Below are 20,688 nucleotides of genomic sequence, written 5' to 3' on the forward strand. Positions count from 1 at the left end.
CCGGCCGGCCCGACGGAGCGGCGGTCGACTCAGGAGGACGAGACGTCCTTCGAGAAGCCCAGGCGGGTGCGGAGGCCGGTGCTGCGGTCGTCCTCGGCCACCGCAGCCGCGCCGTCCGTCACCGTCTCGTAGACGGCCAGGATGTCCGCCCCGACCGTGGACCAGTCGAAGCGGCGGACGTGCGCCGAGCCGCGGGCGCTGAGCTCGGCCCGGCGCTCCGGGTCCCGCAGCAGGGTGATCGCCGCCGCCGCCAGCGCGTCGGCGTTCTCGTTGGCGAAGAGGTCGCCCGCCCCGCCCTGGTCGAGGACCTGCGCGAACGCGTCCAGGTCCGACGCGAGCACGGCCGCGCCCGCCGACAGGGCTTCCACCAGGATGATGCCGAAGCTCTCGCCGCCGGTGTTCGGGGCGACGTACACGTCGACGCTGCGCAGCAGCCGCGCCTTGTCCCCGTCCGAGACCATGCCGAGGAATTCGACCCGCTTGCGCAGGTCCGCGGGCAGGGAGGCCACCGCCTCCTCCTCGTCGCCCCGGCCCGCCACGAGCAGCCGTACGTCCGGGCAGGCCTCCGCGATCTTCGGGAACGCCGCCATCAGCACCGGCAGCCCCTTGCGGGGCTCGTCGATCCGGCCGATGAAGCCCAGGGTCTGCCCGGACCAGTCCGGGTTGGGCTCGGCCTTGGCGAAGAAGTCCACGTCGACGCCGTTGGGGATGACCACCGCGTCGCCGCCCAGGTGCTCCACCAGCGTGCGCCGCGCGTACTCGCTCACCGCGATCCGGGCGTTGATCTTCTCCAGGGCCGGCTGCAGGATCGGGTACGCCGCGATCATCGCCCGGGACCGGGGGTTCGAGGTGTGGAAGGTCGCAACGATCGGCCCCTGCGCCGCCCAGCAGGACAGCAGCCCCAGCGAGGGCGAGGCCGGCTCGTGGATGTGGATCACGTCGAAGGTGCCGTCGTGGAGCCAGCGCCGCACCCGGGCCGCCGACAGGAATCCGAAGTTCAGCCGGGCCACCGAGCCGTTGTACGGGACCGGCACCGCCCGCCCGGCCGAGACCACGTACGGCGGCAGCGGGGTCTCGTCGTCCGCCGGGGCGAGCACCGACACGTCGTGGCCGAGCCGGATCAGGTGCTCCGCCAGGTCCCGGATGTGGAACTGGACGCCACCGGGCACGTCCCACGAGTACGGGCACACGATGCCGATCTTCACTACGGGCGCTCCTCCAGGTCGTCCAGCCACAGCCGCTGCAGCATGTGCCAGTCCTCCGGGTGCTCGGCGATGCCCCACGCGAAGGCGTCCGCCACCGCCTGGGTCATGAGGGTGGTCTTCTCGGTCCGGGTCCCGGTCTTCGGCACCTGCACCTCGGGGTGGATCCGGCCGTACATCTTCGGCGTGTCGCCGTAGTGCAGGGTCGCCGGGAGCAGCACCGCACCCGTCTGCTGGGCCAGCAGCGCCGGTCCGGCCGGCATCCGCGCCGTGGCGCCGAAGAAGTCGACCTCGACCCCGGAGGCCGACAGGTCCCGGTCCGCGACCAGGCAGACCAGTCCGCCGGAGCGCAGCCGCCGGGCGAGGGTGCCGAAGGCGGCGCCGCCGCTGTGCGGGAGGACCTCCATGCCCAGGCTCTCGCGGTAGGCCACGAACCGGTCGTAGAGGGTCTCGGGCTTGAGCCGCTCGGCGACCGTGGTGAACGGCGCCTTCATGTGGCCGATGGCCCAGGCCCCGGCGAGGTCCCAGTTGGCGAGGTGCGGCAGGGCGACGACGACTCCGCGCCCGGAGTCGAGGGCCTCGCGCAGGATGTGCTCGTCCTGGAACTCGACGTCCGTGCCGAACCGCTGCGGATCCATGGCCGGCAGCCGGAAGGACTCCATCCAGTACCGCATGTACGAGCGCATGCCCGCCTGCGACAGCTCGCGCAGCCGCTCGGGACCGGCGTCCGGCACCACCCGGGCGAGGTTCGACTCCAGCCGCAGCACGCTCTTGCCGCGCCGCTTCCACGCGACGTCGGCGATGCGCCGGCCCAGGGCCACGGCGGCCGGTTCGGGCAGCTTCTTGACCCCGGCCCAGCCGAGCCCGTACAGCGAGTCGACCACCTTGTCCTGTATGGCACCCATCAGGCCGCGCCGCCCTCGGCGGCCGACGCCGCGGCGTCGGCCTCGGCCGACTCCCGGCGCACGGTGACGACCCGCTGGATCAGGGTGACGAGCGAGCCCACCGCCACGATCCACAGAGCGATCGGCAGCAGCACGCCGATCCAGGACGGCACGCCGAAGGTCTGCAGACCGGACAGGCCGGCCGCGACCAGCGAGATCACCAGTCGCTCGGCCCGCTCGATGAGCCCGTTGACAGCCACCGGCAGTCCGATCGACTCACCGCGTGCCTTGGTGTACGAGACCACCTGGCCGCTGGCCAGGCAGAAGATCGCCACCGCGCACAGCGCGTTGTCGTTCCCGTTGCCCGCGTACCAGAGCGCGAGGCCGCCGAAGATCGCCGCGTCCGCCACCCGGTCGAGCGTGGAGTCGAGGAAGGCTCCCCACCGGCTGGAGATCCCGGCCTGGCGGGCCATGTTCCCGTCCACCAGGTCGGAGAAGACGAAGAGGGTGATGGTGATCGTGCCCCAGAAGAACTCGCCACGGGGGAAGAACCACAGCGCTCCGGCCACCACTCCGGCCGTTCCGATCAGGGTGACCGCGTCCGGGCTCACCCCCCGCCGGAGCAGAAAAGCGGCGAATGGCGTGAGAACACGCGTGAAGAATGCACGCGCGTACTTGTTCAGCATGGCCTTCCCGGAGGGTCGCTGGGCCGCACGGCCACCACGGCCACCGGCTGGCCCATCGTAGCCAGCGCGCCACCGCGCGGACGCCGCGCACCCACCGGTTCGTGCCACGTAAGACGTACTTCACGCCGTCGACCGGCTCCGGTCGGCCCCGCGTACGTCCCCGGTACGACGTATGGACGGAATGTGACACCAGTGCAAAGCTCGAAGAATCCCGCATTCCGCCTCCCCGGAGGCGGCCGGGCCACCAGGTCCGGACGCCGGTCCGGGCACCCGACCCCCACACCACCCGACCCTCCTCACCGTCACCACCGGGAGGTACGAGCATCATGGGAGCCACATCACACCAAGCCGGAGCCGCCGGCAGGGCACTGACGGCCGACCGCCCCTCGTCCATACGGAACGTCGTGCTGGTCGGCCACAGCGGATCCGGCAAGACCACACTGGTCGAAGCCCTGGCCCTGACCGCCGGAGCGGTCAACCGGGCCGGTCGGGTCGAGGACGGCGCCACCGTCTCCGACTACGACGAGATCGAACACCGCCGGCAGCGCTCCGTCCAGCTGTCCCTCGTTCCCGTCGAATGGGGCGGAATCAAGATCAACATCCTGGACACCCCGGGATACGCCGACTTCGTCGGAGAACTCAGGGCCGGTCTGCGGGCCGCGGACGCGGCCCTTTTCGTCGTCTCGGCCTCGGACGGGATCGACGGCGCCACCCGCATGGTCTGGGACGAGTGCGAGGCCGTCGGCATGCCCCGCGCCATCGTCGTGACCCACCTGGAGGCCGCCCGCTCCGACTACACGCAGATGACCACCGTCTGCGGCGAGATCTTCGGCGCCGACGACCCCGATGCGGTCGTCCCCCTCTACCTCCCCCTGCACGGCCCGCCCGGCCCCGACGGCCACGCCCCCGTCACCGGCCTGCTCGGGCTGCTGTCCCGGCGCGTCTACGAGTACGCCTCCGGCGAGCGCGTGGAGCGCGACCCCGACCCGGCCGAGCTCGCCCTCATCACCGACGCCCGCGCCCGGCTCATCGAGGGGATCATCGCCGAGAGCGAGGACGAGAGCCTCATGGACCGCTACCTGGGCGGCGAGGAGATCGACCTCAAGACCCTCGTCGACGACCTGGAGCGGGCGGTGGCGCGCGGCACCTTTCACCCCGTCCTGATGGCGGCCCCCGCCACCGACGGCGCCCGCCAGGGCCTGGGGACCGTGGAACTCCTCGAACTGGTCACCGGTGGCTTCCCCACCCCCCTGGAGCGCGCCGCCGTCACCGTCACCCGCCCCGACGGCTCCGCCCGCCCGGACGTCACCTGCGATCCCGACGGCTCCCTCGTAGCCGAGGTCGTCAAGACCTCCTCCGACCCCTACGTCGGCCGGGTGTCCCTCGTACGCGTCTTCTCCGGCACCCTGAAGGCCGAGGAGACCGTCCACGTGAGCGGGCACGGCCTCGCCGACCGCGGACACGAGGACCACGACGTCGACGAGCGGGTCGGCACCCTCTCCTCCCCCTTCGGCAAGCAGCAGCGCGTCCTCACCCGGTGCATCGCCGGCGACCTGGCCTGCGTGGCCAAGCTCACCCGCGCGGAGACCGGCGACACCCTCTCCGCGAAGGACGACCCGCTCCTGATGGCGCCGTGGACCATGCCCGACCCGCTGCTCCCCCTCGCCATCGAAGCCCACAGCAAGGCCGACGAGGACAAGCTGTCCCAGGGCCTGGCCCGGCTCGTCGCCGAGGACCCGACCATGCGGCTGGAGCAGAACCCGCACACCCACCAGGTCGTCCTGTGGTGCCTCGGCGAGGCCCACCAGGACGTCGCCCTGGAACGGCTGCGCACCCGCTACGGCGTCCAGGTCGACCCCGTCCCGCACAAGGTGAGCCTGCGCGAGACCTTCGGTGCCAAGGCCGCCGGCCGCGGCCGGCACGTCAAACAGTCCGGCGGCCACGGCCAGTTCGCCATCTGCGAGATCGAGGTGGAGCCGCTCCCGCCCGGCAGCGGTATCGAGTTCGTCGACAAGGTCGTCGGCGGTGCCGTGCCCCGCCAGTTCATCCCGTCCGTGGAGAAGGGCGTACGTACCCAGGCCGCGCGCGGGGTCGCCGCCGGCTATCCGCTGGTCGACGTGCGCATCACCCTCCTCGACGGCAAGGCGCACTCGGTGGACTCCTCCGACGCCGCCTTCCAGACGGCCGGGGCCCTCGCCCTGCGCGAGGCCGCCGCCGAGGCCCGGATCGACCTCCTCGAACCGGTCGCCGAACTCGCCGTCGTCGTCCCCGACGAGTACGTGGGCCCGGTCATGAGCGACCTCGCCGGCCGCCGCGGCCGCGTCGTCGGCACCGACCAGGCCACGCCGGGGCGCACCCGGGTCCGCGCCGAGATCCCGGAGATCGAGATCGGCCGCTACGCCGTCGAGCTGCGCTCCGTCTCACACGGCACCGGCCGCTTCGCCCGGGCGTACGCGCGCCACGAACCGATGCCGCCGCAGATCGCGGAAAAGGTGCGTGAACAGGCCGAGAGGGGAACCTGACTGGTGTAGCAGGGGATCGGCCGCCCACCCAACCAGCTTGCGGTGGGCGGCATTTCCCTGTCCCATGACCATGGGGTGAGATCCGCCGATAGGCTCGTCGGCGCATCAAAAGAGCAGGAACGCAAGGCGATGGGGGTGGGGCAGCGGTGGCGGACGACGGATTCGACTTCAGGCCCGGAGCGCAGGTCCCGCTGCAGGGGGGCGGTGGGCAGACGGCGGCGACCAACGCGCTGGCTTCGGCCGCGTACCGCGACGGCGGCAAGGACAGCAAGCTGGACAAGATACTCACCGCCAACAGCGAGAACCATCCTGCGACGGTCAAGCCGCCGAAGCTCTCCCTCTTCGAGCCGAGCCTCGGCGAGGCCTTCTGCCGTGCCGTCGAGGCGCGCACCCTGAGCCCCGGCCGCAAGCCGCTCATCCAGTCCTTCGGCGCCGATCCGCAGACCGTGGTGGAGCACTGCCTGGCCGCCTCGCACATCCGCAAGGACCGCGACCGCAAGCTCCGGCTGATCATGCTGGTCTGCGGTGTGCTGTTCCTGCCCGGTCTGCTGCTGTGGCTGGGCCTCTTCCAGCTCCGCAAGACCCTCGCCTCCAGCACGGGCAGGCACAGCTCCTGGCTGGGCACCGTGATCCTGGTCGGCGTCGGCGTCGTGGTGGCCATCTTGATGTTCCGGCTGCCGCTGACCGGTTTCCTCGGCCTCTACGCCCGCGGCATGGTCATCGCCCCGGTCCTGGGCTGGCTGCTCGCCCGCCGGGTCTGTGAGGCCACCGCCCGGGACCTGCGCTCCCGCTGGGACGGGCTGCTGTCCGGCGGCGGGGTCGGCGCCAAGATCCCCGAGGCCGTGCCCGGCAACCCCGACGAGAAGGCGCGCGAGGACCTGCGCCACCAGCTCGCCAAGCTCACCGCGGAGGACCGCAGCAACCAGGTCTTCTACGCGGGCCCCAAGGGCATCCTGGGCATGGGCACCCGGTGGGGCAGCTGGCAGATGGCCGAGGAACTGGCCCCCAAGAGCGAGGGCATGGAGATCCACCCGTTCCGCAGCTGGGACGTCGTGCGCGCGATCGACGCCCAGCTCCGCAAGCTGGAGCGGGGCCCCCTGCACACCGGCGGCTTCCCGCCCGCCGCGATCCAGCACTGGATCGTCACCCCGATCGGCGAGGGCGCCGCAGAGGTGGCCCGCCCCACCGGCGAGAACGTCGACGCCTTCCTCATCAAGCCGCACGAGATCACCCGGATCTGCAACGAGCAGCAGTTCAGCGCCGGGAACCGGCACTACCTCGGCATCCAGTACCCGCTCTGGGACGGCCAGCTGGTCATCAACATGCTGGTCACGGTGACCGTGCTCTACAAGACCCTGCGCGTGGACGTCACCGCCCACGCCCTGGGACCCGTGCACGGCCTGTTCACGACGAAGTCGGCGGCCCCGGTCGTGGAGGTGCCCAAGAGCGTCCGGTTCTGGGAGACCGTGGAGCGCCCGCTGCCCCTGGTGGACACCCAGGAGGTGGTCCGCCTCGCCGTCCGGGCCCCGCTGACCTGGTACCCGCCGGTCCTGGACTTCTTCGGCGGCAAGCTGGTCCTGCCGGAGCCCTTCGGTCTGCGCCACGTCTGGGCGAGTTCGATGTGGCGGCACCGGTTCATGGCGGACGACGCCCTGCGGACGGTGGCGCCGGTGCTGCGGTCGATCCACGCGGCGACCTTCAAGGTGCTGGAGGAGAACGGTGTCGACACCGAGCGCTTCACCAACCGCTCCTCGATCATGAGCGGCCTCATCCAGGAGCCGGCCCCGCGCAAGGCCGACGTCTACGACGCGTAGCCCGTACCCGGTGCCGCCGGTCCTTTGCCCGCGCTGGCGGGAGGCGGCGGCACCGGACGGCGCGGGCCCGTGGTTCAGGGGCCCGCGGTCAGGCTCACCTCGGAGATGCGGCCGACGGCGTCGAACCCGATCCGTACCGCGCTCCCGCCGGGGAGCAGGGCCGTGACCAGGTCTCCGGCCTCGTCCACCGGTACGCCGTGGTGGTCGAAGTAGCCGGTGACGACGCTTCGCGGGGAGTGCCCGAGGAGCCCGGCTCCGGTGACCAGGGTCCGGGGCAGGGTGACGGGGTCCAGGGCGGCCCGGGGGACCTGCGGGTCGTCCGGCAGGAAGTAGATCCGCGTGGTGGGCCCGGCCGGGGCACCGATGTAGCCGGGGGCCCCTGCCACGCCCATCCCGGCGAACGCCAGGGTCTCCGCCGCACGCCAGGGGTCCGCGAAGCCCGACAGGTCCAGGGTCTCCTCGGTGAACTCGGGGATGCCCTGCTTCCTGCCGTAGCGCTCGACCGCGGCCGCGAGGGCGACGACCTCGGTGCCGCGCAGGCCCGGGTTGGCCCAGCCCCACATCCAGGTCCCCTCTTCCAGGTCGAAGGTCCCCAGGACCGAGACGCGCAGTTCGAGCCCGCCCTGGCGGTAGGCGCAGGTCTCCAGGTCCGCTGTCCAGGGCCCCTCGGGCAGGAAGGAGGTCAGGGTTTCGAGCTGGGCGGCTCCCCAGGCGCTGTGCCGCTCGGTCTCGTTCAGGAACGCGTCGCCGAATCTCGTGATCATGGGCAGCGACCCTACGTGAGGGACGGCCGGCCCCGTCCGGCAGGTGGCCTGAGTAGGCTGGCAGGGCGGAGTGCGATCCCCAGGAACCGAGGAGGCACCGTGACCGAGCGCAAACCGCCTGGCGTCAGCGTCGAGTCCTTCGTGGACCGGCAGATCCGGGAGGCCACCGAGCGCGGCGAGTTCGAGGACCTGCCGGGCTGGGGCAAGCCGCTGGCCTCGCTGGACGCGCCCTACGACGAGCTGTGGTGGATCAAGGGCAAGATGCACCGCGAGGGCTTCGCCGTCCTGCCGCCGGCGCTCGCGCTGCGCAAGGAGGCCGAGGACGCCCTGGAGAAGGCCCGGGCCGCCCGCTCCGAGCGCCAGGTACGGGACATCCTCACGGAGATCAACGAGAAGATCGCGGCGGCCCTGCGCATGCCTCCGCCGGGCCCGCCCCTGGGCCTGACGGAGTTCGACGTCGAGGCCGAGGTGCGGACCTGGCGCCGGGACCACCGGGACCCGGCCTGACGACCGGCAGGACTCCCGCTGGCGCCGTGACCTGCGGGATCCACCGGGACGCGGCCCGGCACGACGCTAGTCGACGGGCCAGGCGTCCGCGAGCATCTGACGGGTGTCCGCCAGGAGTTGGGGCAGCACCTTGGTGTGTCCCACGACCGGCATGAAGTTCGTGTCCCCGCCCCAGCGGGGCACGATGTGCTGGTGCAGGTGCGCGGCGATGCCGGCACCGGCGGCCGCGCCCTGGTTCATGCCGATGTTGAATCCGTGCGCGCCCGAGGCCTTGCGCAGCGCGACCATCGCCCGCTTGGTGAGGTCGGCGAGCTCTGCCGTCTCCGGCCCGTCCAGCTCCGTGTAGTCGGCGACGTGCCGGTACGGGACGACCATCAGGTGGCCGCCGTTGTACGGGTAGAGGTTCAGCACCGCGTACACGTGCCGGCCGCGCGCGACGACCAGGCCGTCCTGGTCGGACATCTCCGGAATCCCGCAGAAGGGACAGCCGTCCCCGGCCTCCGGGCCGGTCGGCTTGTTCTCCCCCTGGATGTAGGCCATCCGGTGGGGCGTCCACAGTCGCTGGAACGCGTCCTGCGTGCCCACACCGATCTGCTGCTCCGGCTGAGTCGTCATGGCGGCAAGCATATGACCTTGGCCTGGCGTACGAGGAAGGCCCCCGGAAAGTGATCACTTTCCGGGGGCCCGATCCCCGCAGCGGCGGGGAGCATGGAACCTTCAGCTTCTGGTGGTTCCGAATCTTGGGAGCACCCCCACCACGGCGGGGACGACGTCAGATCTGGATCCGACGCTCCACCACGTCAACGAGCTTAGCCAGTGCCTCGTCACGGGGGATTCCGTTCTCCTGCGAACCGTCGCGGTAGCGGAAGGAGACGGTGCCCGCCGCCATGTCCTCGTCACCGACGATGATCATGAACGGGACCTTCATGCGCTGCTGGTTGCGGATCTTCTTCTGCATCCGGTCGGACGAGGCGTCCACCTCCACCCGCAGGCCCTTCTTCTTCGCCTCGGCGGCGAACTCCTGCAGGTACTCCACGTGCCCGTCGCCGATCGGGATGCCGACCGCCTGGACCGGGGCCAGCCACGGCGGCATGGCGCCCGCGTAGTGCTCCAGCAGCACGGCGAAGAACCGCTCGATGGAGCCGAACAGCGCACGGTGGATCATGACCGGCCGCTGGCGCGAGCCGTCGGGCGCGGTGTACTCCAGGTTGAAGCGCTCCGGCAGGTTGAAGTCGAGCTGCACGGTCGACATCTGCCAGGTACGGCCGATGGCGTCCTTGCACTGCACCGAGATCTTCGGACCGTAGAAGGCGGCGCCGCCCGGGTCCGGGACCAGCGGCAGGCCCTGCTTCTCGGCGACCTGCGCGAGGACGGCGGTCGCCTCCTCCCAGGCCTCGTCCGAGCCGACGAACTTGACCGGGTCCTTGGTGGACAGCTCCAGGTAGAAGTCGGTCAGACCGTAGTCGCGCAGCAGGTTCAGCACGAAGGTGAGGGTGCGGTCGAGCTCTTCGGCCATCTGCTCACGGGTGCAGTAGATGTGCGCGTCGTCCTGGGTGAAACCGCGGGCCCGGGTCAGACCGTGCACGACGCCCGACTTCTCGTACCGGTACACGGTGCCGAACTCGAACAGGCGCAGCGGCAGTTCACGGTAGGAGCGGCCGCGCGCGTCGAAGATCAGGTTGTGCATCGGGCAGTTCATGGGCTTGAGGTAGTAGTCGGTACCACCGTCGAGCTGCATGGGGGGGTACATGCCCTCCGCGTACCAGTCCAGGTGGCCGCTCTTCTCGAAGAGGGCGCCCTTGGTGGCGTGCGGGGAGTAGACGAACTCGTAGTCGGCTTCCTCGTGCTTCTTGCGCGAGTAGTCCTCCATGACCCGGCGGATGATGCCGCCGCGCGGGTGGAAGACGGCGAGGCCGGAGCCGATCTCGTCCGGGATGGAGAAGAGGTCGAGCTCGTTGCCGAGCTTGCGGTGGTCGCGCTTCTCGGCCTCGGCGAGGAAGTCGAGGTGCGCCTTCAGCTCCTCCTTCGACGGCCACGCGGTGCCGTAGATGCGCTGGAGCATCGGGTTCTTCTCGCTGCCGCGCCAGTAGGCGGCCGCGTTGCGCATGAGCTTGAACGCCGGGATGTTGCGGGTGGTGGGCAGGTGGGGACCGCGGCAGAGGTCCTTCCAGCACAGGTCGCCGGTCTTCGCGTCCAGGTTGTCGTAGATGGTCAGCTCGCCGCCGCCCACCTCGACGTTCGCGCCGTCGTCGGTGGACGCGGAGCCCTTGATGCCGATGAGCTCCAGCTTGTACGGCTCGTCGGCGAGCTCCTCGCGGGCCGCCTCGTCGGTGACCACGCGGCGGGAGAACCGCTGGCCGCGCTTCTGGATCTCCTGCATCTTCTTCTCGATGGCCTTGAGGTCATCGGGGGTGAAGGGGCGGGCGACGTCGAAGTCGTAGTAGAAGCCGTTCTGGACCGGCGGGCCGATGCCCAGCTTGGCCTCGGGGAAGAGCTCCTGCACGGCCTGGGCCATGACGTGCGCGGTCGAGTGGCGCAGGATGTTCAGGCCGTCCTCGGAGGAGATCTCCACCGGCTCGACGGTCTCGCCGTCCTTCACCTCGTACGCGAGGTCCTTGAGCTCGCCCGCGATGCGCGCGGCGACGATGGTGCGCTCGCCGGCGAAGAGCTCCGCCGCCGTAGTGCCCGTGGCCACCACGCGCTCGTCCCGCTCGGAATCGCGTTGGATGATCACACGGACGTCTGACACCGGTCTCTCCTGACTCAGGGGGTGCGCGGGCGAACGCCGCGCGCCTGAATCGTACCGAGCGGAGTGGCCGCGCCGCTAAACGGTTACCGGGTGGCCCGCCGGACGGGGCCTCCCGGCCATGGCCCGCCCGGTGTGCCCCCACCCCGCCCGTTGCCCGGCGGTGGACGCCGGTAGCGTGGCCCGCCATGCAGATACGCGCGCTGGACCTGAGCGACGACGCCACCGCGACGGTGGTCCACCGGATCGGGCACGCCGCGTACGCGGTGGAGGCCGAGCTGATCGGCTTCGACGGGATCCCGGCCCTGGGTGAGAGCCTCGCCGAGCTGCGGCGGGCCGGCCTCCGCTGGGTGGGTGCCTTCTCGGGGAACGGCGTCCTGGCCGGCTTCCTCGCCTGGGCGTCCGAACCGGAGGACGGGGTCTCCATCGACCGGCTGTGCGTGGCTCCGGCCTGGTTCCGGCGGGGTGTCGCCTCGTCGCTGCTGCGCCACGCCCTGACGGAGGTGTTCCCGGGTCGCCCCGTCACGGTCACCACCGGCGCCGCCAATGCCCCCGCCGTGGCCCTCTACGAGCGTCTCGGCTTCCGCCGCGGCCCGGACTTCTGCCCCGTCCCGGGCCTGACCATGGCCTCCTTCGGGCGAGCCGCCGGGGACACCCCGTGGGAAGGTGGAAGGGGATCTTCCGACCTGGCATGAGGTGACACCCATGAGAGTGACCAGGAAGGCGGCTGCCCTGGGCGCCGCGACGGCCCTGCTGGCGGGCGGAATGCTCGCGGGTACCCCCGCGGTGGCGGCGCCCGCCGCCGCGTGCACCGGCGACCAGCTCTCGGACACCGGCGCGGAGCGGACGGACTCCACCCATGTCCGGTTCACGGTGGTGGTCAACAGCGGCCCTGCCTGTGAGCTGCGGGGCTTCCCGACGGTCGCACTCGCGGGCCAGGGGTCCCCGGACCGCAACAAGCCGCTGCGCGTCGTCCCCCGGGGTGAGGCCCGGCCGGTGCTGCTGTCCGTGGGCGGAACCGCCTCGACCGTCCTGACCTTCACCCCGGTCCTCGGCGAGGCGGACGGCTACTGCGCCTCCGGCGCCGATCCGACCGTCGCCCCCTCGCTGGTGGTGGGCGTCGCGCGCACCGGGTTCCAGGTGGCCCCGAGCGACGGCGGCCAGTTCGCCCTGTGCGGCGACACCGTCCGCGCCACGGCCTTCCGCTCCCCCTGAGGGCAGTCCCGCATCCGGAAGAGACGGCTCAGTCGTCGTTCGGCAGGACGTCCTCGGGGTCGAAGGCCGCGTCCAGGGACTTCATCAGCCGGTCCCGCTCGACCTCGTCCATCGGTACCGGTGCCACGTCCGCCGCGTCCGACAGCCGCCGGAAGCCGCCGCGGCGTTGCAGCCGGCCGGTGACCCGGACCGGCAGGCCCACCAGGTGGGCGTGGCCCGCGATGCGGTACGCCTCCTCGTCGAGGGCGGCCCGGACGTACGGGACCTCCGCCCCGGCCAGCACCCGCAGCCGGACGGTCCCCCCTCCCCCGGCGGCCTTGCGCCGCATCCGTACCACGGCCCCGGCGAGCCGGACCGGCACGGCGGGTTCCGCGCGGGTGTAGCGGGCGGCGGCCTCACGCAGCACGGGCAGGTCGCCCGGGGAGAACTCCACCGGCTCGGGGCGGGCCGCGCAGCCCGCCGGGACACCGGCCGCCGGCGCCCAGGCCAGTGCGATCCGGGCTCCCTCCGAGCCCCGGACCAGGGCGATCAGCGCGTCGGCGAGTTCCCGGCTGACCCCGGCGGCCACCGCCGCGTCGAAGGCCTCCATGCCGCCGGTGGCGCGCTGGTAGTCCACCGCCTCGCGGGCCGCGTGCAGGGCGTGGTGCAGCCGGATCACCGGCCCCCGGCCGCCGTCCACGGGGACGTACGCGGTCAGCCGGCGCCCGCCCGGGGAGGGCCCCACCAGGACCCCGTCCAGGGTGCGTTCGGCCTGCGCCTGGTGCCGGGCCCCGTAGTACCCGGCCCGGGCCCGGTCGGCGAGCGCACCGGCCAGCAGGAGCCGGCGGGCGGCCGAGCGCAGCTGTTCCTGCACGGGCCAGGAGGCCTCGCCCTGGTACCCGTAGGGCGCCTCCGGGATCTCCCGTTCCCAGCGGATCTCGTCGCTGGGGACGCTCAGCCCGAGGAGCACCTCGCGCGCCGAGGGCAGGCCGCCGTGCGCGAGGGCGCCGAGCGCCTCCTCCAGCAGGTCCGCGCAGTCGGGGAAGGCACGGCTCTCCGGGACGAGCAGGCTGGTGCCCGGGCGGCCGGGCGGGGTCCAGCGGCCGTACCGGCCGGCCGCGCCGCCGCGCCGCAGCCATCCGTGCCGGTGCAGCAGCGCTCCCAGCACCTGCGGGTCGACCTGTGCCGGATCGGGACCACCCGGGGTGTACCGCGGGGACGGGAGCGGTTCGAGGTGCGGTGAGTGCAGGTTCATCAGGGTGTCCCTCCCGACCCGACCCGGGTCATGATCTCGCACAGCGCACGGTCGTCGAAGATCCGCGTGGTCGGGATCCGTACGGTGGTGCGGCGCCGGCCGGTCACGGGGTGTCCGGCGAGGTTGGTCCAGTAGCAGCAGTGCCTCAGGTCGAGCCGGTCGTGTCCGGCGGCGAGCCACTGGTCGCGCTCCCTCGGTACGAGCATCACCACGAGGATCTTGTGCACGGCGACGGGCGTCCGGGCCAGCTTCACCAGGTGCTCGTTGTCGAGGGTGAAGGCGAAGGTGGCCCCGGCCGGCCGCGGCGGTATCTGGTAGGTCGCCTTGAGCTGCACCTTGACGGTGACCTCGTCGTCGACGACGTGTTCGGGTGCTCCGTGGGAGACGTGCCAGTCGATGCCGTTGTCGGGGAAGGGCTGGGAGAGCGAGCACCCGGCGGCTGCCGCGACGGCGTGCAGGTATCCCACCTGGAGGGTCTCCATGCAGGCGGTGGTGGCGAGCGTGCCGCGCAGGGCTCCGGTCCGCGGACCTGTCCCTTCGCGCAGCACCCCGCCCGGTTCGGGCTGTGTGAGCGCCATGGCCGGCTCCCCCGTGCCTTGCGGGCTCTGCCGCGAGCGGTGCTGGGTGACGGCCGGTCATACGTACGGCCCCCCATGGAAGTTGTCTCCGCACCCGACTGCCCGCAAACGGCGTACGGGGCAAACAGCCCGGGTATCACCGATGCGGCGGGGGTCATGTGTCCAGGAAGCTCCACCCGCCGCTCGGGGACGAGGAGTTCGCCATGACACGCTGGTACGAGGGCCCGCTGGCCGCATTCGACACGGAGACCACCGGGGTGGACGTCGAGCAGGACCGGATCGTGTCCGCCGCGCTCATCGTCCAGGAGTGTGCGGGCGGCCGGGTCCGCACCACGCGCTGGCTGGTCAATCCCGGGATTCCGGTGCCCCCGGGCGCCACGGAAGTGCACGGGCTGACCGACGAGCACCTGCAGCGCCACGGGCGCTGGCCCGCGCCGGTGGTGGAGGAGATAGCCCGGGCGCTCGGGGAGCAGCAGGTGGCGGGCCGGCCGGTGGTGGTGATGAACGCGCCGTTCGATCTGACGCTGCTGGACCGGGAGTTGCGCCGGCACCGGGCGTCCTCGCTGTCGCGGTACCTGGACAACCGGCCGCTGACGGTGCTGGACCCGCGCGTACTGGACAAGCACCTGGACCGGTACCGCAAGGGCCGCCGGACACTGACGGACCTGTGCGCGCACTACGGGATCGAGCTGGAGGGCGCCCACGACGCGGCGGCGGACGCGATGGCCTCGCTGGAACTGGTCCGGGCGGTGGGACGGCGGTTCGCGGCCCGGCTGGAGCGGCTGACGCCGGCCGAGCTGCACACCCTGCAGGCCGTGTGGCACGCGGCGCAGGCGCGGGGCCTGCAGGCGTGGTTCGCGCGTCAGGGGACGCCGGAGCCGGTGGATCCGCACTGGCCGCTGCGGCCGGACCTGTCGACGGCGGCGTAGGCGGAAGCAGTCCGGGAATGCGGAAGGCCGGTCCGTCGATGACGGACCGGCCTGTCCCGGTGGGCGATACTGGGATCGAACCAGTGACCCCTTCGGTGTGAACGAAGTGCTCTCCCGCTGAGCTAATCGCCCGGGAACGGACTGAACAATACAGAAGGCTCGGGGCTGGTTCAAACCGCTTCTCCCCGGCGGCCCCCCGGGCCGTGCGCCGGGTACCTACTCAGGACGCATCTGAGTACGCACGCCCATGTCCTGACTGCGTGACCGCCGCCACACTCCGGTTATGAACATGCCTCTGCCGCCCGCCGAAGAGCTGGCGCTCATCGACCGCGAGCTGGCCCAACTCGATGCCCGGCGGCTGTATTTGCTCGGCCGGCGGGACTGGCTGCTGCGCCTGCTGCACCAGCCCGGGTCCGGTCCGGCTCCCGTCCGCTGGGGGCCCGCGGTGTCCGGCGTGCCCGCCGGGCCCGCGAAGGAGGCCTCCGCCCCGAGCGCGCAGAACGTGCTGCTCGTGCTGGGCGCGGTGCTGCTGGCGGTCGCCGCGCTCGCGTTCACGCTGGTGAGCTGGGGGTCCATGGGGATCGCCGGGCGCTCGGCGGTGCTGGCCGCGGTGACGGCGGCGGCGCTGGGCGCCCCCGTGCTCCTGCTGCGCCGCGGACTGCGGTCGACGGCGGAGTCGGTCGCGGCGGTCGGCCTGCTGCTGACGGTGCTCGACGCGTACGCGCTGTACGCGGTCGGCATGCCGGACACGGACGGCACCGGCTACGCGGCGGGGGCGGCAGCCGTGCTCGCGGCCGCGTGGGCCGGCTACGGCGCGGGGCTGCGGCGGCTGCGGCTCCCGCTGCCGGCCGCGCTGCTCGCGGCGCAGTTCGCACTGCCGCTGGCGGCGCTGGCGGCGTGGCCCGGCCCGCAGGCCCTCGGCTGGGCGCTGCTGGCGACGGCGGCGCTGGACGCGGCGCTCGCCCTTCGGGTCGGGGCGGCGGCGGTCCCGGCGGCCGTGACGGGCGTGGGCGCGCTGCTGATCGGTGCGGCCCAGTCGTGGTCGGCCGGGTCGGCGGCGCAGGCCGCAGCTCCGGCGGCGCTGCTGCTGGCGGGCGGAGCGCTCGGGGTGGCGGCGGCCTGGCGGGAGCCGCGTGCCTGGGCCGCGGCGTCGGCGGGCGCCCTGGCCGCGGTGGCCGGCCTGGGCGGGGTGGCCCGGCCGGTCCTGGACCCGGCGTGGACGGTGCTGGTGCACCTGCTGCTGGCCCTGCCGCTGCTGGCGGCGGTACGGGGTGCCGCCCTTCCGGAGGCGGTCCGGCGCGGGGCGGCCCGGGCCGGGGCCGTGGTGGCGTCTGTGGCGGCCCTGTCGGCGGGTGCCGCGGTGGCGGCGGTCCTGGTGGCCCGGCTGCGGGTGCTGGGTGAGGTGTGGGCGGGAACGACCCCGGACCGGGAGGCGTACGCGTCGGGGGCGGCGGTCACGCTGGTCCTGCTGATCGCGGCCGGGGCGGCCTGGTGGCTCGCGCGGGCGCTGTCCCGGCCGGAGCCGGTGGCGGTGGCGGTGGTCCTGGGGTGGGCGGGGCTGTTCACGGCTCCGGTGCTGCTCGGGCTGCCGGCGGCGGCGGTGTTCGCGGTGCAGCTCGCGGTGACGGGCGCGGCCGGTGTCCTCGCGCTGCGCTCCCCGGGCAGCGGGGCCCGGATCGCGGCCGCGGTGTGCGCGCTGGTCGGCGCCGCGAACGTGTCCCTGGGCGCGCTGGACGGCCGGGCGGCGACCTTCGCGGTCTGGGGGCTGCTGGGCGCGGGCTGCGCCACGGCGGCCGCGTACGGGGCGGCGGCGCGTCCGCTCCGGTCGGGGGCTGCGGTGTGCGCGGTCGGGTATGCCACGGGGCTCCTGGTGGCGGCAGGCGCCGTGTCGGACCTGGCGGTGGTCTGGTGGTCGCTGCCGGTGCTCGCGGTCCCGGCAGCGGCGGCGGCGCTCGGGCCGCGGCTGGGCGGGGTGCGGCTGTCCGTCGAGATCGCGGCGGGTGTGGCGGGCGTCTTGGCGGTGGGTCTGTCGGCCGGGCGGGCCGGCACCCTGGCGCTGGTCCTGGCGCTGGCCGGAGTGGTCTGTGCGGGCTCGGCGGTGCGACCCGAGCGGCGGGTCCTGGGCTGGGCCGCGGGGGCGCTGCTCGCGGCGGCGACCTGGGTGCGGCTGGCGGAGGCCGGGGTGAGCGCACCGGAGGCCTACACGCTGCCGGTGACGGTGCCCGCCCTCGTGGTGGGTCTGCTGCGGCGGCGCCGGGACGCGCAGGCCTCGTCCTGGACGGCGTACGGACCGGCCCTGGCGGCGACGCTGGTGCCGAGCCTGCTGGCGGCCTGGGGGGACCCGGGCTGGATCCGCCCGCTGCTGCTGGGGGCGGCCGCGCTGGCGGTGACCCTGCTGGGCGCCCGGCAGCGGCTCCAGGCTCCGCTCCTGCTCGGCGGGGCCGTGCTGGCGGCGGTGGCGGTGCACGAGCTGGCCCCGTACGTGGTGCAGGTCGCGGGTGCGCTGCCGCGCTGGGTGCCGCCGGCCTTGGCGGGCCTGCTGCTGCTGGCCGTGGGGGCGACGTACGAGCGGCGGCTGCGTGACGCCCGCCGGCTGCGGGCCGCGATCGGCCGGCTGGGATAGGGCGGCTGCGCCAGGGCGTGTCCGCCTAGGGCGGCCCTCCGGGATCCGGAGGAGAGGGCCTGGAAAACGCCGGAGGCCCGGAGACGGTGAAGTCTCCGGGCCTCTGGTCCGGGTGGGCGATACTGGGTTCGAACCAGTGACCCCTTCGGTGTGAACGAAGTGCTCTCCCGCTGAGCTAATCGCCCGGACGCACCGCAAACATTACCGCATGTCAGCGGTGCTCCTTGACCATCACTGGTCCTTGAGGCTCCAGGGCATGACGAGCCCGTACTTCCACAGGTAGAAACTGATCAGCGCGCCCGCGACGGCGAGGCCCACGCTGGTCAGGATGATGTTGCGGCGGCGGACCTTCGGGTCGAGCGCCTTCTGCGCGGCCTCGGTGACCTTGCGCCTGGTCCAGCGCAGTACGAGGTGGGCCCAGGCGAACTCGGTGGCCCAGATCGCCAGGCCCGCGAAGATCGCGACCCAGCCGGGGCCGGGCAGGACGAGCATGGCGATGCCGGCGCCGATCACCGCGAGGCCGACGATGAAGACGCCGACCTGCCAGCTCAGGTGCAGGCTCCTGTTCCGCTTGATGAAGGCCGGGGCCTTCGACACGTGCGGCGTCTCCTCGGCGGCCTCGGCGGCGGCTCCCGCGTCCGATGCGGCGGTGGCTTCCGTGGCGGCGTCTTCAGCGGCGGACCCGTGGGTACCGCGGTCACTCCCCGTATTCATGGACCCGAATCTACCGGAGCTCGATGCACACGGGAATGCGGGTTTGGATCCGCCGTCCGAGGGACCCAGAGGACCGCAAAACGGTCAGAGGGGTTTACAACGGCACCGTAGGTGGCATGTCGATTTCGCCGACGTGCGAATCCCCGAGCGCACACTGAGCGAAAGGCCCTGGCGCTTATGAACACCACGGTCAGCTGCGAGCTGCACCTGCGCCTCGTTGTGTCGAGCGAGTCCTCACTGCCTGTTCCCGCGGGCCTGCGGTATGACACGGCCGACCCCTACGCCGTGCACGCCACCTTCCACACCGGCGCCGAGGAGACGGTCGAATGGGTGTTCGCCCGCGACCTCCTCGCGGAGGGTCTCCACCGGCCCACCGGTACCGGCGACGTCCGCGTCTGGCCGTCCCGCAGCCACGGTCAGGGCGTCGTCTGCATCGCCCTGAGCTCACCGGAGGGAGAAGCACTGCTCGAAGCACCCGCCCGAGCACTCGAGTCGTTCCTCAAGCGGACGGACGCCGCGGTTCCACCCGGGACCGAGCACCGGCACTTCGACCTCGACAAGGAGCTCTCCCACATCCTGGCCGAAAGCTGAGCCAGCCCTACAGCCGCTCGACACCGTCCGACTCGGGGCGACGGTGCGTGGCGGACAACCACATACGGCGATGCCGGCGCTGTTCCCGCGGAAGCCACCCGCGAGGACGGCGCCGGTGTGCTCTGCGGGACCCGCTATTGTCGGGCGGCAGCGGCGACGGCCCCCGTCCCCGCAGGCCCGGCCCCTGAGGGAGACCCCGTGCAGATCCCCCACGACACCCGTCGCGCGCTCGACGTCGTCGTCGCGCTGGTGAACACCGCGGCCGAGGCCGACCAGCCCGACGGGCTCTCGGACATCGGCGCGCTGCGCGGATTCGTCCAGGAGTACTCGATCAGCGACGTCGGCGAGCTCAGCGCCCGCGACCTGGCCGGCGTCCGGACCGTGCGCGGAAAGTTCGCCCAGGTCTTCGCCTCCCCGAACCCGCGTGCGGCTTCCACGCTGATCAACGAGCTCGTGGCCACGGCGGGCACCACCCCGCAGCTGACCGACCACGACGGCTACGACTGGCACGTGCACTACTTCGCGCCGGGCGCGTCGGTGGGCGACCACCTGGCGGCCGACGGCGGCATGGCGCTGGCCTTCATCGTGGTCTCCGGCGAACAGGAACGGCTGCGCCGCTGCGAGGCCCCGGACTGCCGAAGGGCTTTCGTCGACCTCTCCCGCAACCGGTCCCGGCGCTACTGCGACAGCCGGACCTGCGGGAACCGGCTGCACGTGGCGGCGTACCGGGCCAGGCGCAAGGAGGCCGACGCGGAGGCGTCAGAGCAGGAAGAGATCGTGCACGGCGGCGAGCAGCAGCAGGATGCCGATCACCGCTAGGAAGATCATCAGGGGTGGCTGGGAGAGCGCGAAGAGACAGCCTCGCGGCTCCTCCACCACAGGGGCGGGCACCGGCGGGTCACCGTGCGATGTGTCGAGGTGCGATGTGTCGAACATGTCGGGCCGATGATGGCGCAGGGCACCACCGACCGGCCCTCAACACGCCAGCGCCCGCGCGGGAGTTCGCTCGATCTTGTGGACGAGCCCCGGTCCGGGCCGGGTCCCGCGCCGGATCCCGTACGCGGATCCCGTACTCAGATCCCGTGCTTCTTGAGGATCGCCTCGATGTCGGAGAAGTCCTCCGCGGGAGCGGCGGACTGTGACGGCGAACCGGCACGGGCGGTCCCCAGGGAGGGCGCGGAGGCGGCCGGGGCGACGGCCTCGGCGGCCGGGCTCCCCTTGACCTTCCGCCCGGGCCTCGCAGGCTTCCCCGTCCCCGGCTCCCCCGACGCGGCGAGACCGCGGCGCTCGACGGCACGGGTGGTCATGAAGAGCAGCCAGGACAGTCCCAGCAGCCCGAAGCCGGCCCAGACGGTCGGGTTGAAGACCATCCCGGACACCCAGTCCACGAACCCGGTCATCACCAAGGCGACCGGCACGAGCGCGTACGCGGTGATCCGCGTGGCGGCGAGGAAGCGCTTGCGGTAGGCGGTGACCGCGGCGATACCCAGGCCCGCCACTGACACCGCGGAGCAGATGGTCTCGGCAAGCATGCGGTCCTCCGGACTCTCGACGGCTCGACGGTCTGTCCCTGTCCATCCTGCACCGGTCCGCGCCGCGGCGGCCAGGTTCGGGGCCCGCCCCGGACGGATCTCCGGGTCATCTCCGGGTCGCGCCTCCTCCCTGGGTCCAGGTCACGG

20 protein-coding genes and 2 tRNA genes are annotated in these 20,688 nt (G+C 72.8%); 9 read left to right on the forward strand and 13 right to left on the reverse strand.

All coding sequences use genetic code 11. From position 1 onward, the window contains the following. Positions 1-29: 29 nt before the first annotated feature. The 3 genes from DEJ51_RS05745 to pgsA are packed head-to-tail and all read right to left on the reverse strand — an operon-like array spanning position 30 to position 2,772. Positions 30-1,205, reverse strand: coding sequence for a glycosyltransferase family 4 protein (locus DEJ51_RS05745; RefSeq protein WP_150256608.1), 1,176 nt, complete (start codon positions 1,203-1,205; stop codon positions 30-32). Continuing rightward, positions 1,205-2,107: a phosphatidylinositol mannoside acyltransferase gene (locus DEJ51_RS05750; protein WP_150256609.1), complete on the reverse strand. Its 903-nt coding sequence runs from the start codon at positions 2,105-2,107 to the stop codon at positions 1,205-1,207. The genes DEJ51_RS05745 and DEJ51_RS05750 overlap by 1 nt, the downstream gene beginning before the upstream one ends. After that, positions 2,107-2,772: a phosphatidylinositol phosphate synthase gene (gene pgsA, locus DEJ51_RS05755; RefSeq protein ID WP_150256610.1), complete on the reverse strand. Its 666-nt coding sequence runs from the start codon at positions 2,770-2,772 to the stop codon at positions 2,107-2,109. The genes DEJ51_RS05750 and pgsA overlap by 1 nt, the downstream gene beginning before the upstream one ends. A gap of 326 nt (positions 2,773-3,098) precedes the next feature. Here pgsA and DEJ51_RS05760 point away from each other — a divergent pair, with 326 nt between their 5' ends. Together DEJ51_RS05760 and DEJ51_RS05765 are read left to right on the forward strand one after the other, a co-directional pair. After that, the gene (locus DEJ51_RS05760) at positions 3,099-5,294 is read left to right on the forward strand and encodes an elongation factor G-like protein EF-G2 (protein WP_150256611.1); all 2,196 of its coding nucleotides are present in this window, start codon (positions 3,099-3,101) and stop codon (positions 5,292-5,294) included. 146 nt (positions 5,295-5,440) lie between these two features. Continuing rightward, positions 5,441-7,108 (forward strand): hypothetical protein, encoded by a 1,668-nt coding sequence (locus tag DEJ51_RS05765; RefSeq protein WP_150256612.1) that lies wholly within the window; start codon positions 5,441-5,443, stop codon positions 7,106-7,108. A gap of 74 nt (positions 7,109-7,182) precedes the next feature. Here DEJ51_RS05765 and DEJ51_RS05770 read toward each other — a convergent pair whose 3' ends face one another. Next, entirely contained in the window at positions 7,183-7,872 is a 690-nt protein-coding gene (locus DEJ51_RS05770; protein WP_150256613.1) for a DUF6882 domain-containing protein, read from the reverse strand. Positions 7,873-7,971: 99 nt separating this feature from the next. On the opposite strand from DEJ51_RS05770, the gene DEJ51_RS05775 reads away from it, so the two are divergent. Further along, positions 7,972-8,379 (forward strand): DUF1992 domain-containing protein, encoded by a 408-nt coding sequence (locus DEJ51_RS05775; protein ID WP_150256614.1) that lies wholly within the window; start codon positions 7,972-7,974, stop codon positions 8,377-8,379. A 66-nt stretch (positions 8,380-8,445) separates the two neighbouring features. Here the strand turns inward: DEJ51_RS05775 and DEJ51_RS05780 are convergent, their stop codons facing one another. Both DEJ51_RS05780 and thrS read right to left on the reverse strand, forming a co-directional pair. After that, positions 8,446-9,006 (reverse strand): HIT family protein, encoded by a 561-nt coding sequence (locus DEJ51_RS05780; RefSeq protein ID WP_030387176.1) that lies wholly within the window; start codon positions 9,004-9,006, stop codon positions 8,446-8,448. 145 nt (positions 9,007-9,151) lie between these two features. Further along, a complete protein-coding gene (gene thrS, locus DEJ51_RS05785) occupies positions 9,152-11,128 on the reverse strand; it encodes a threonine--tRNA ligase (RefSeq protein WP_150256615.1) in 1,977 nt (658 codons plus the stop codon). A 185-nt stretch (positions 11,129-11,313) separates the two neighbouring features. Here thrS and DEJ51_RS05790 point away from each other — a divergent pair, with 185 nt between their 5' ends. Next, positions 11,314-11,820, forward strand: coding sequence for a GNAT family N-acetyltransferase (locus tag DEJ51_RS05790; protein WP_150256616.1), 507 nt, complete (start codon positions 11,314-11,316; stop codon positions 11,818-11,820). 10 nt (positions 11,821-11,830) lie between these two features. Then, a complete protein-coding gene (locus DEJ51_RS05795; protein WP_150256617.1) occupies positions 11,831-12,340 on the forward strand; it encodes a DUF4232 domain-containing protein in 510 nt (169 codons plus the stop codon). Between the two features lie 28 nt (positions 12,341-12,368). On the opposite strand, the gene DEJ51_RS05800 is transcribed toward DEJ51_RS05795, so the two are convergent. Both DEJ51_RS05800 and DEJ51_RS05805 read right to left on the reverse strand, forming a co-directional pair. Continuing rightward, entirely contained in the window at positions 12,369-13,574 is a 1,206-nt protein-coding gene (locus DEJ51_RS05800) for a hypothetical protein (protein WP_223835683.1), read from the reverse strand. Next, a complete protein-coding gene (locus tag DEJ51_RS05805; protein ID WP_150256618.1) occupies positions 13,574-14,152 on the reverse strand; it encodes a DUF4365 domain-containing protein in 579 nt (192 codons plus the stop codon). The genes DEJ51_RS05800 and DEJ51_RS05805 overlap by 1 nt, the downstream gene beginning before the upstream one ends. A gap of 203 nt (positions 14,153-14,355) precedes the next feature. Here DEJ51_RS05805 and DEJ51_RS05810 point away from each other — a divergent pair, with 203 nt between their 5' ends. Further along, on the forward strand, positions 14,356-15,081 hold the full coding sequence (locus tag DEJ51_RS05810) for a 3'-5' exonuclease (protein WP_150256619.1): 726 nt from the start codon (positions 14,356-14,358) through the stop codon (positions 15,079-15,081). A 60-nt stretch (positions 15,082-15,141) separates the two neighbouring features. On the opposite strand, the gene DEJ51_RS05815 is transcribed toward DEJ51_RS05810, so the two are convergent. Then, a tRNA-Val gene (locus DEJ51_RS05815) sits at positions 15,142-15,213 on the reverse strand. Between the two features lie 151 nt (positions 15,214-15,364). Between DEJ51_RS05815 and DEJ51_RS05820 the strand changes: the two genes are divergently transcribed. Further along, complete coding sequence (locus DEJ51_RS05820; protein ID WP_150256620.1) at positions 15,365-17,704, forward strand: SCO7613 C-terminal domain-containing membrane protein; 2,340 nt, start codon at positions 15,365-15,367, stop codon at positions 17,702-17,704. A 113-nt stretch (positions 17,705-17,817) separates the two neighbouring features. On the opposite strand, the gene DEJ51_RS05825 is transcribed toward DEJ51_RS05820, so the two are convergent. Both DEJ51_RS05825 and DEJ51_RS05830 read right to left on the reverse strand, forming a co-directional pair. Continuing rightward, positions 17,818-17,889, reverse strand: a tRNA-Val gene (locus DEJ51_RS05825). Between the two features lie 46 nt (positions 17,890-17,935). Then, a complete protein-coding gene (locus DEJ51_RS05830) occupies positions 17,936-18,418 on the reverse strand; it encodes a TIGR02611 family protein (RefSeq protein ID WP_150256621.1) in 483 nt (160 codons plus the stop codon). Between the two features lie 177 nt (positions 18,419-18,595). On the opposite strand from DEJ51_RS05830, the gene DEJ51_RS05835 reads away from it, so the two are divergent. Then, the gene (locus DEJ51_RS05835; protein ID WP_030011909.1) at positions 18,596-19,009 is read left to right on the forward strand and encodes an SsgA family sporulation/cell division regulator; all 414 of its coding nucleotides are present in this window, start codon (positions 18,596-18,598) and stop codon (positions 19,007-19,009) included. 198 nt (positions 19,010-19,207) lie between these two features. Then, complete coding sequence (locus tag DEJ51_RS05840; protein WP_150256622.1) at positions 19,208-19,828, forward strand: CGNR zinc finger domain-containing protein; 621 nt, start codon at positions 19,208-19,210, stop codon at positions 19,826-19,828. Here DEJ51_RS05840 and DEJ51_RS34410 read toward each other — a convergent pair. Then, positions 19,769-19,945, reverse strand: a complete 177-nt coding sequence (locus tag DEJ51_RS34410; RefSeq protein WP_190620222.1) for a hypothetical protein — start codon at positions 19,943-19,945, stop codon at positions 19,769-19,771. The two genes, DEJ51_RS05840 and DEJ51_RS34410, sit on opposite strands and share 60 nt — an antisense overlap. 137 nt (positions 19,946-20,082) lie before the next feature. After that, positions 20,083-20,541 carry a hypothetical protein gene (locus DEJ51_RS05845; RefSeq protein ID WP_150256623.1) on the reverse strand — a complete coding sequence of 153 codons (459 nt, stop codon included), beginning with the start codon at positions 20,539-20,541 and terminating at the stop codon, positions 20,083-20,085. Positions 20,542-20,688 lie beyond the last annotated feature (147 nt).

The organism is Streptomyces venezuelae, assembly GCF_008642275.1.
GTDB lineage: Bacteria > Actinomycetota > Actinomycetes > Streptomycetales > Streptomycetaceae > Streptomyces > Streptomyces venezuelae_E.

Excerpts from the sequence above, each read along its gene's own strand:
- DEJ51_RS05750 (WP_150256609.1), bottom strand. The coding sequence starts at position 2,107 with ATGGGTGCCATACAGGACAAGGTGGTCGACTCGCTGTACGGGCTCGGC.
- pgsA (WP_150256610.1), bottom strand. The coding sequence starts at position 2,772 with ATGCTGAACAAGTACGCGCGTGCATTCTTCACGCGTGTTCTCACGCCA.
- DEJ51_RS05760 (WP_150256611.1), top strand. The coding sequence starts at position 3,099 with ATGGGAGCCACATCACACCAAGCCGGAGCCGCCGGCAGGGCACTGACG.
- DEJ51_RS05770 (WP_150256613.1), bottom strand. The coding sequence starts at position 7,872 with ATGATCACGAGATTCGGCGACGCGTTCCTGAACGAGACCGAGCGGCAC.
- DEJ51_RS05780 (WP_030387176.1), bottom strand. The coding sequence starts at position 9,006 with ATGCTTGCCGCCATGACGACTCAGCCGGAGCAGCAGATCGGTGTGGGC.
- DEJ51_RS05790 (WP_150256616.1), top strand. The coding sequence starts at position 11,314 with ATGCAGATACGCGCGCTGGACCTGAGCGACGACGCCACCGCGACGGTG.
- DEJ51_RS05795 (WP_150256617.1), top strand. The coding sequence starts at position 11,831 with ATGAGAGTGACCAGGAAGGCGGCTGCCCTGGGCGCCGCGACGGCCCTG.
- DEJ51_RS05800 (WP_223835683.1), bottom strand. The coding sequence starts at position 13,574 with ATGAACCTGCACTCACCGCACCTCGAACCGCTCCCGTCCCCGCGGTAC.
- DEJ51_RS05805 (WP_150256618.1), bottom strand. The coding sequence starts at position 14,152 with ATGGCGCTCACACAGCCCGAACCGGGCGGGGTGCTGCGCGAAGGGACA.
- DEJ51_RS05810 (WP_150256619.1), top strand. The coding sequence starts at position 14,356 with ATGACACGCTGGTACGAGGGCCCGCTGGCCGCATTCGACACGGAGACC.
- DEJ51_RS05820 (WP_150256620.1), top strand. The coding sequence starts at position 15,365 with ATGAACATGCCTCTGCCGCCCGCCGAAGAGCTGGCGCTCATCGACCGC.
- DEJ51_RS05830 (WP_150256621.1), bottom strand. The coding sequence starts at position 18,418 with ATGAATACGGGGAGTGACCGCGGTACCCACGGGTCCGCCGCTGAAGAC.
- DEJ51_RS05835 (WP_030011909.1), top strand. The coding sequence starts at position 18,596 with ATGAACACCACGGTCAGCTGCGAGCTGCACCTGCGCCTCGTTGTGTCG.
- DEJ51_RS34410 (WP_190620222.1), bottom strand. The coding sequence starts at position 19,945 with ATGTTCGACACATCGCACCTCGACACATCGCACGGTGACCCGCCGGTG.
- DEJ51_RS05845 (WP_150256623.1), bottom strand. The coding sequence starts at position 20,541 with ATGCTTGCCGAGACCATCTGCTCCGCGGTGTCAGTGGCGGGCCTGGGT.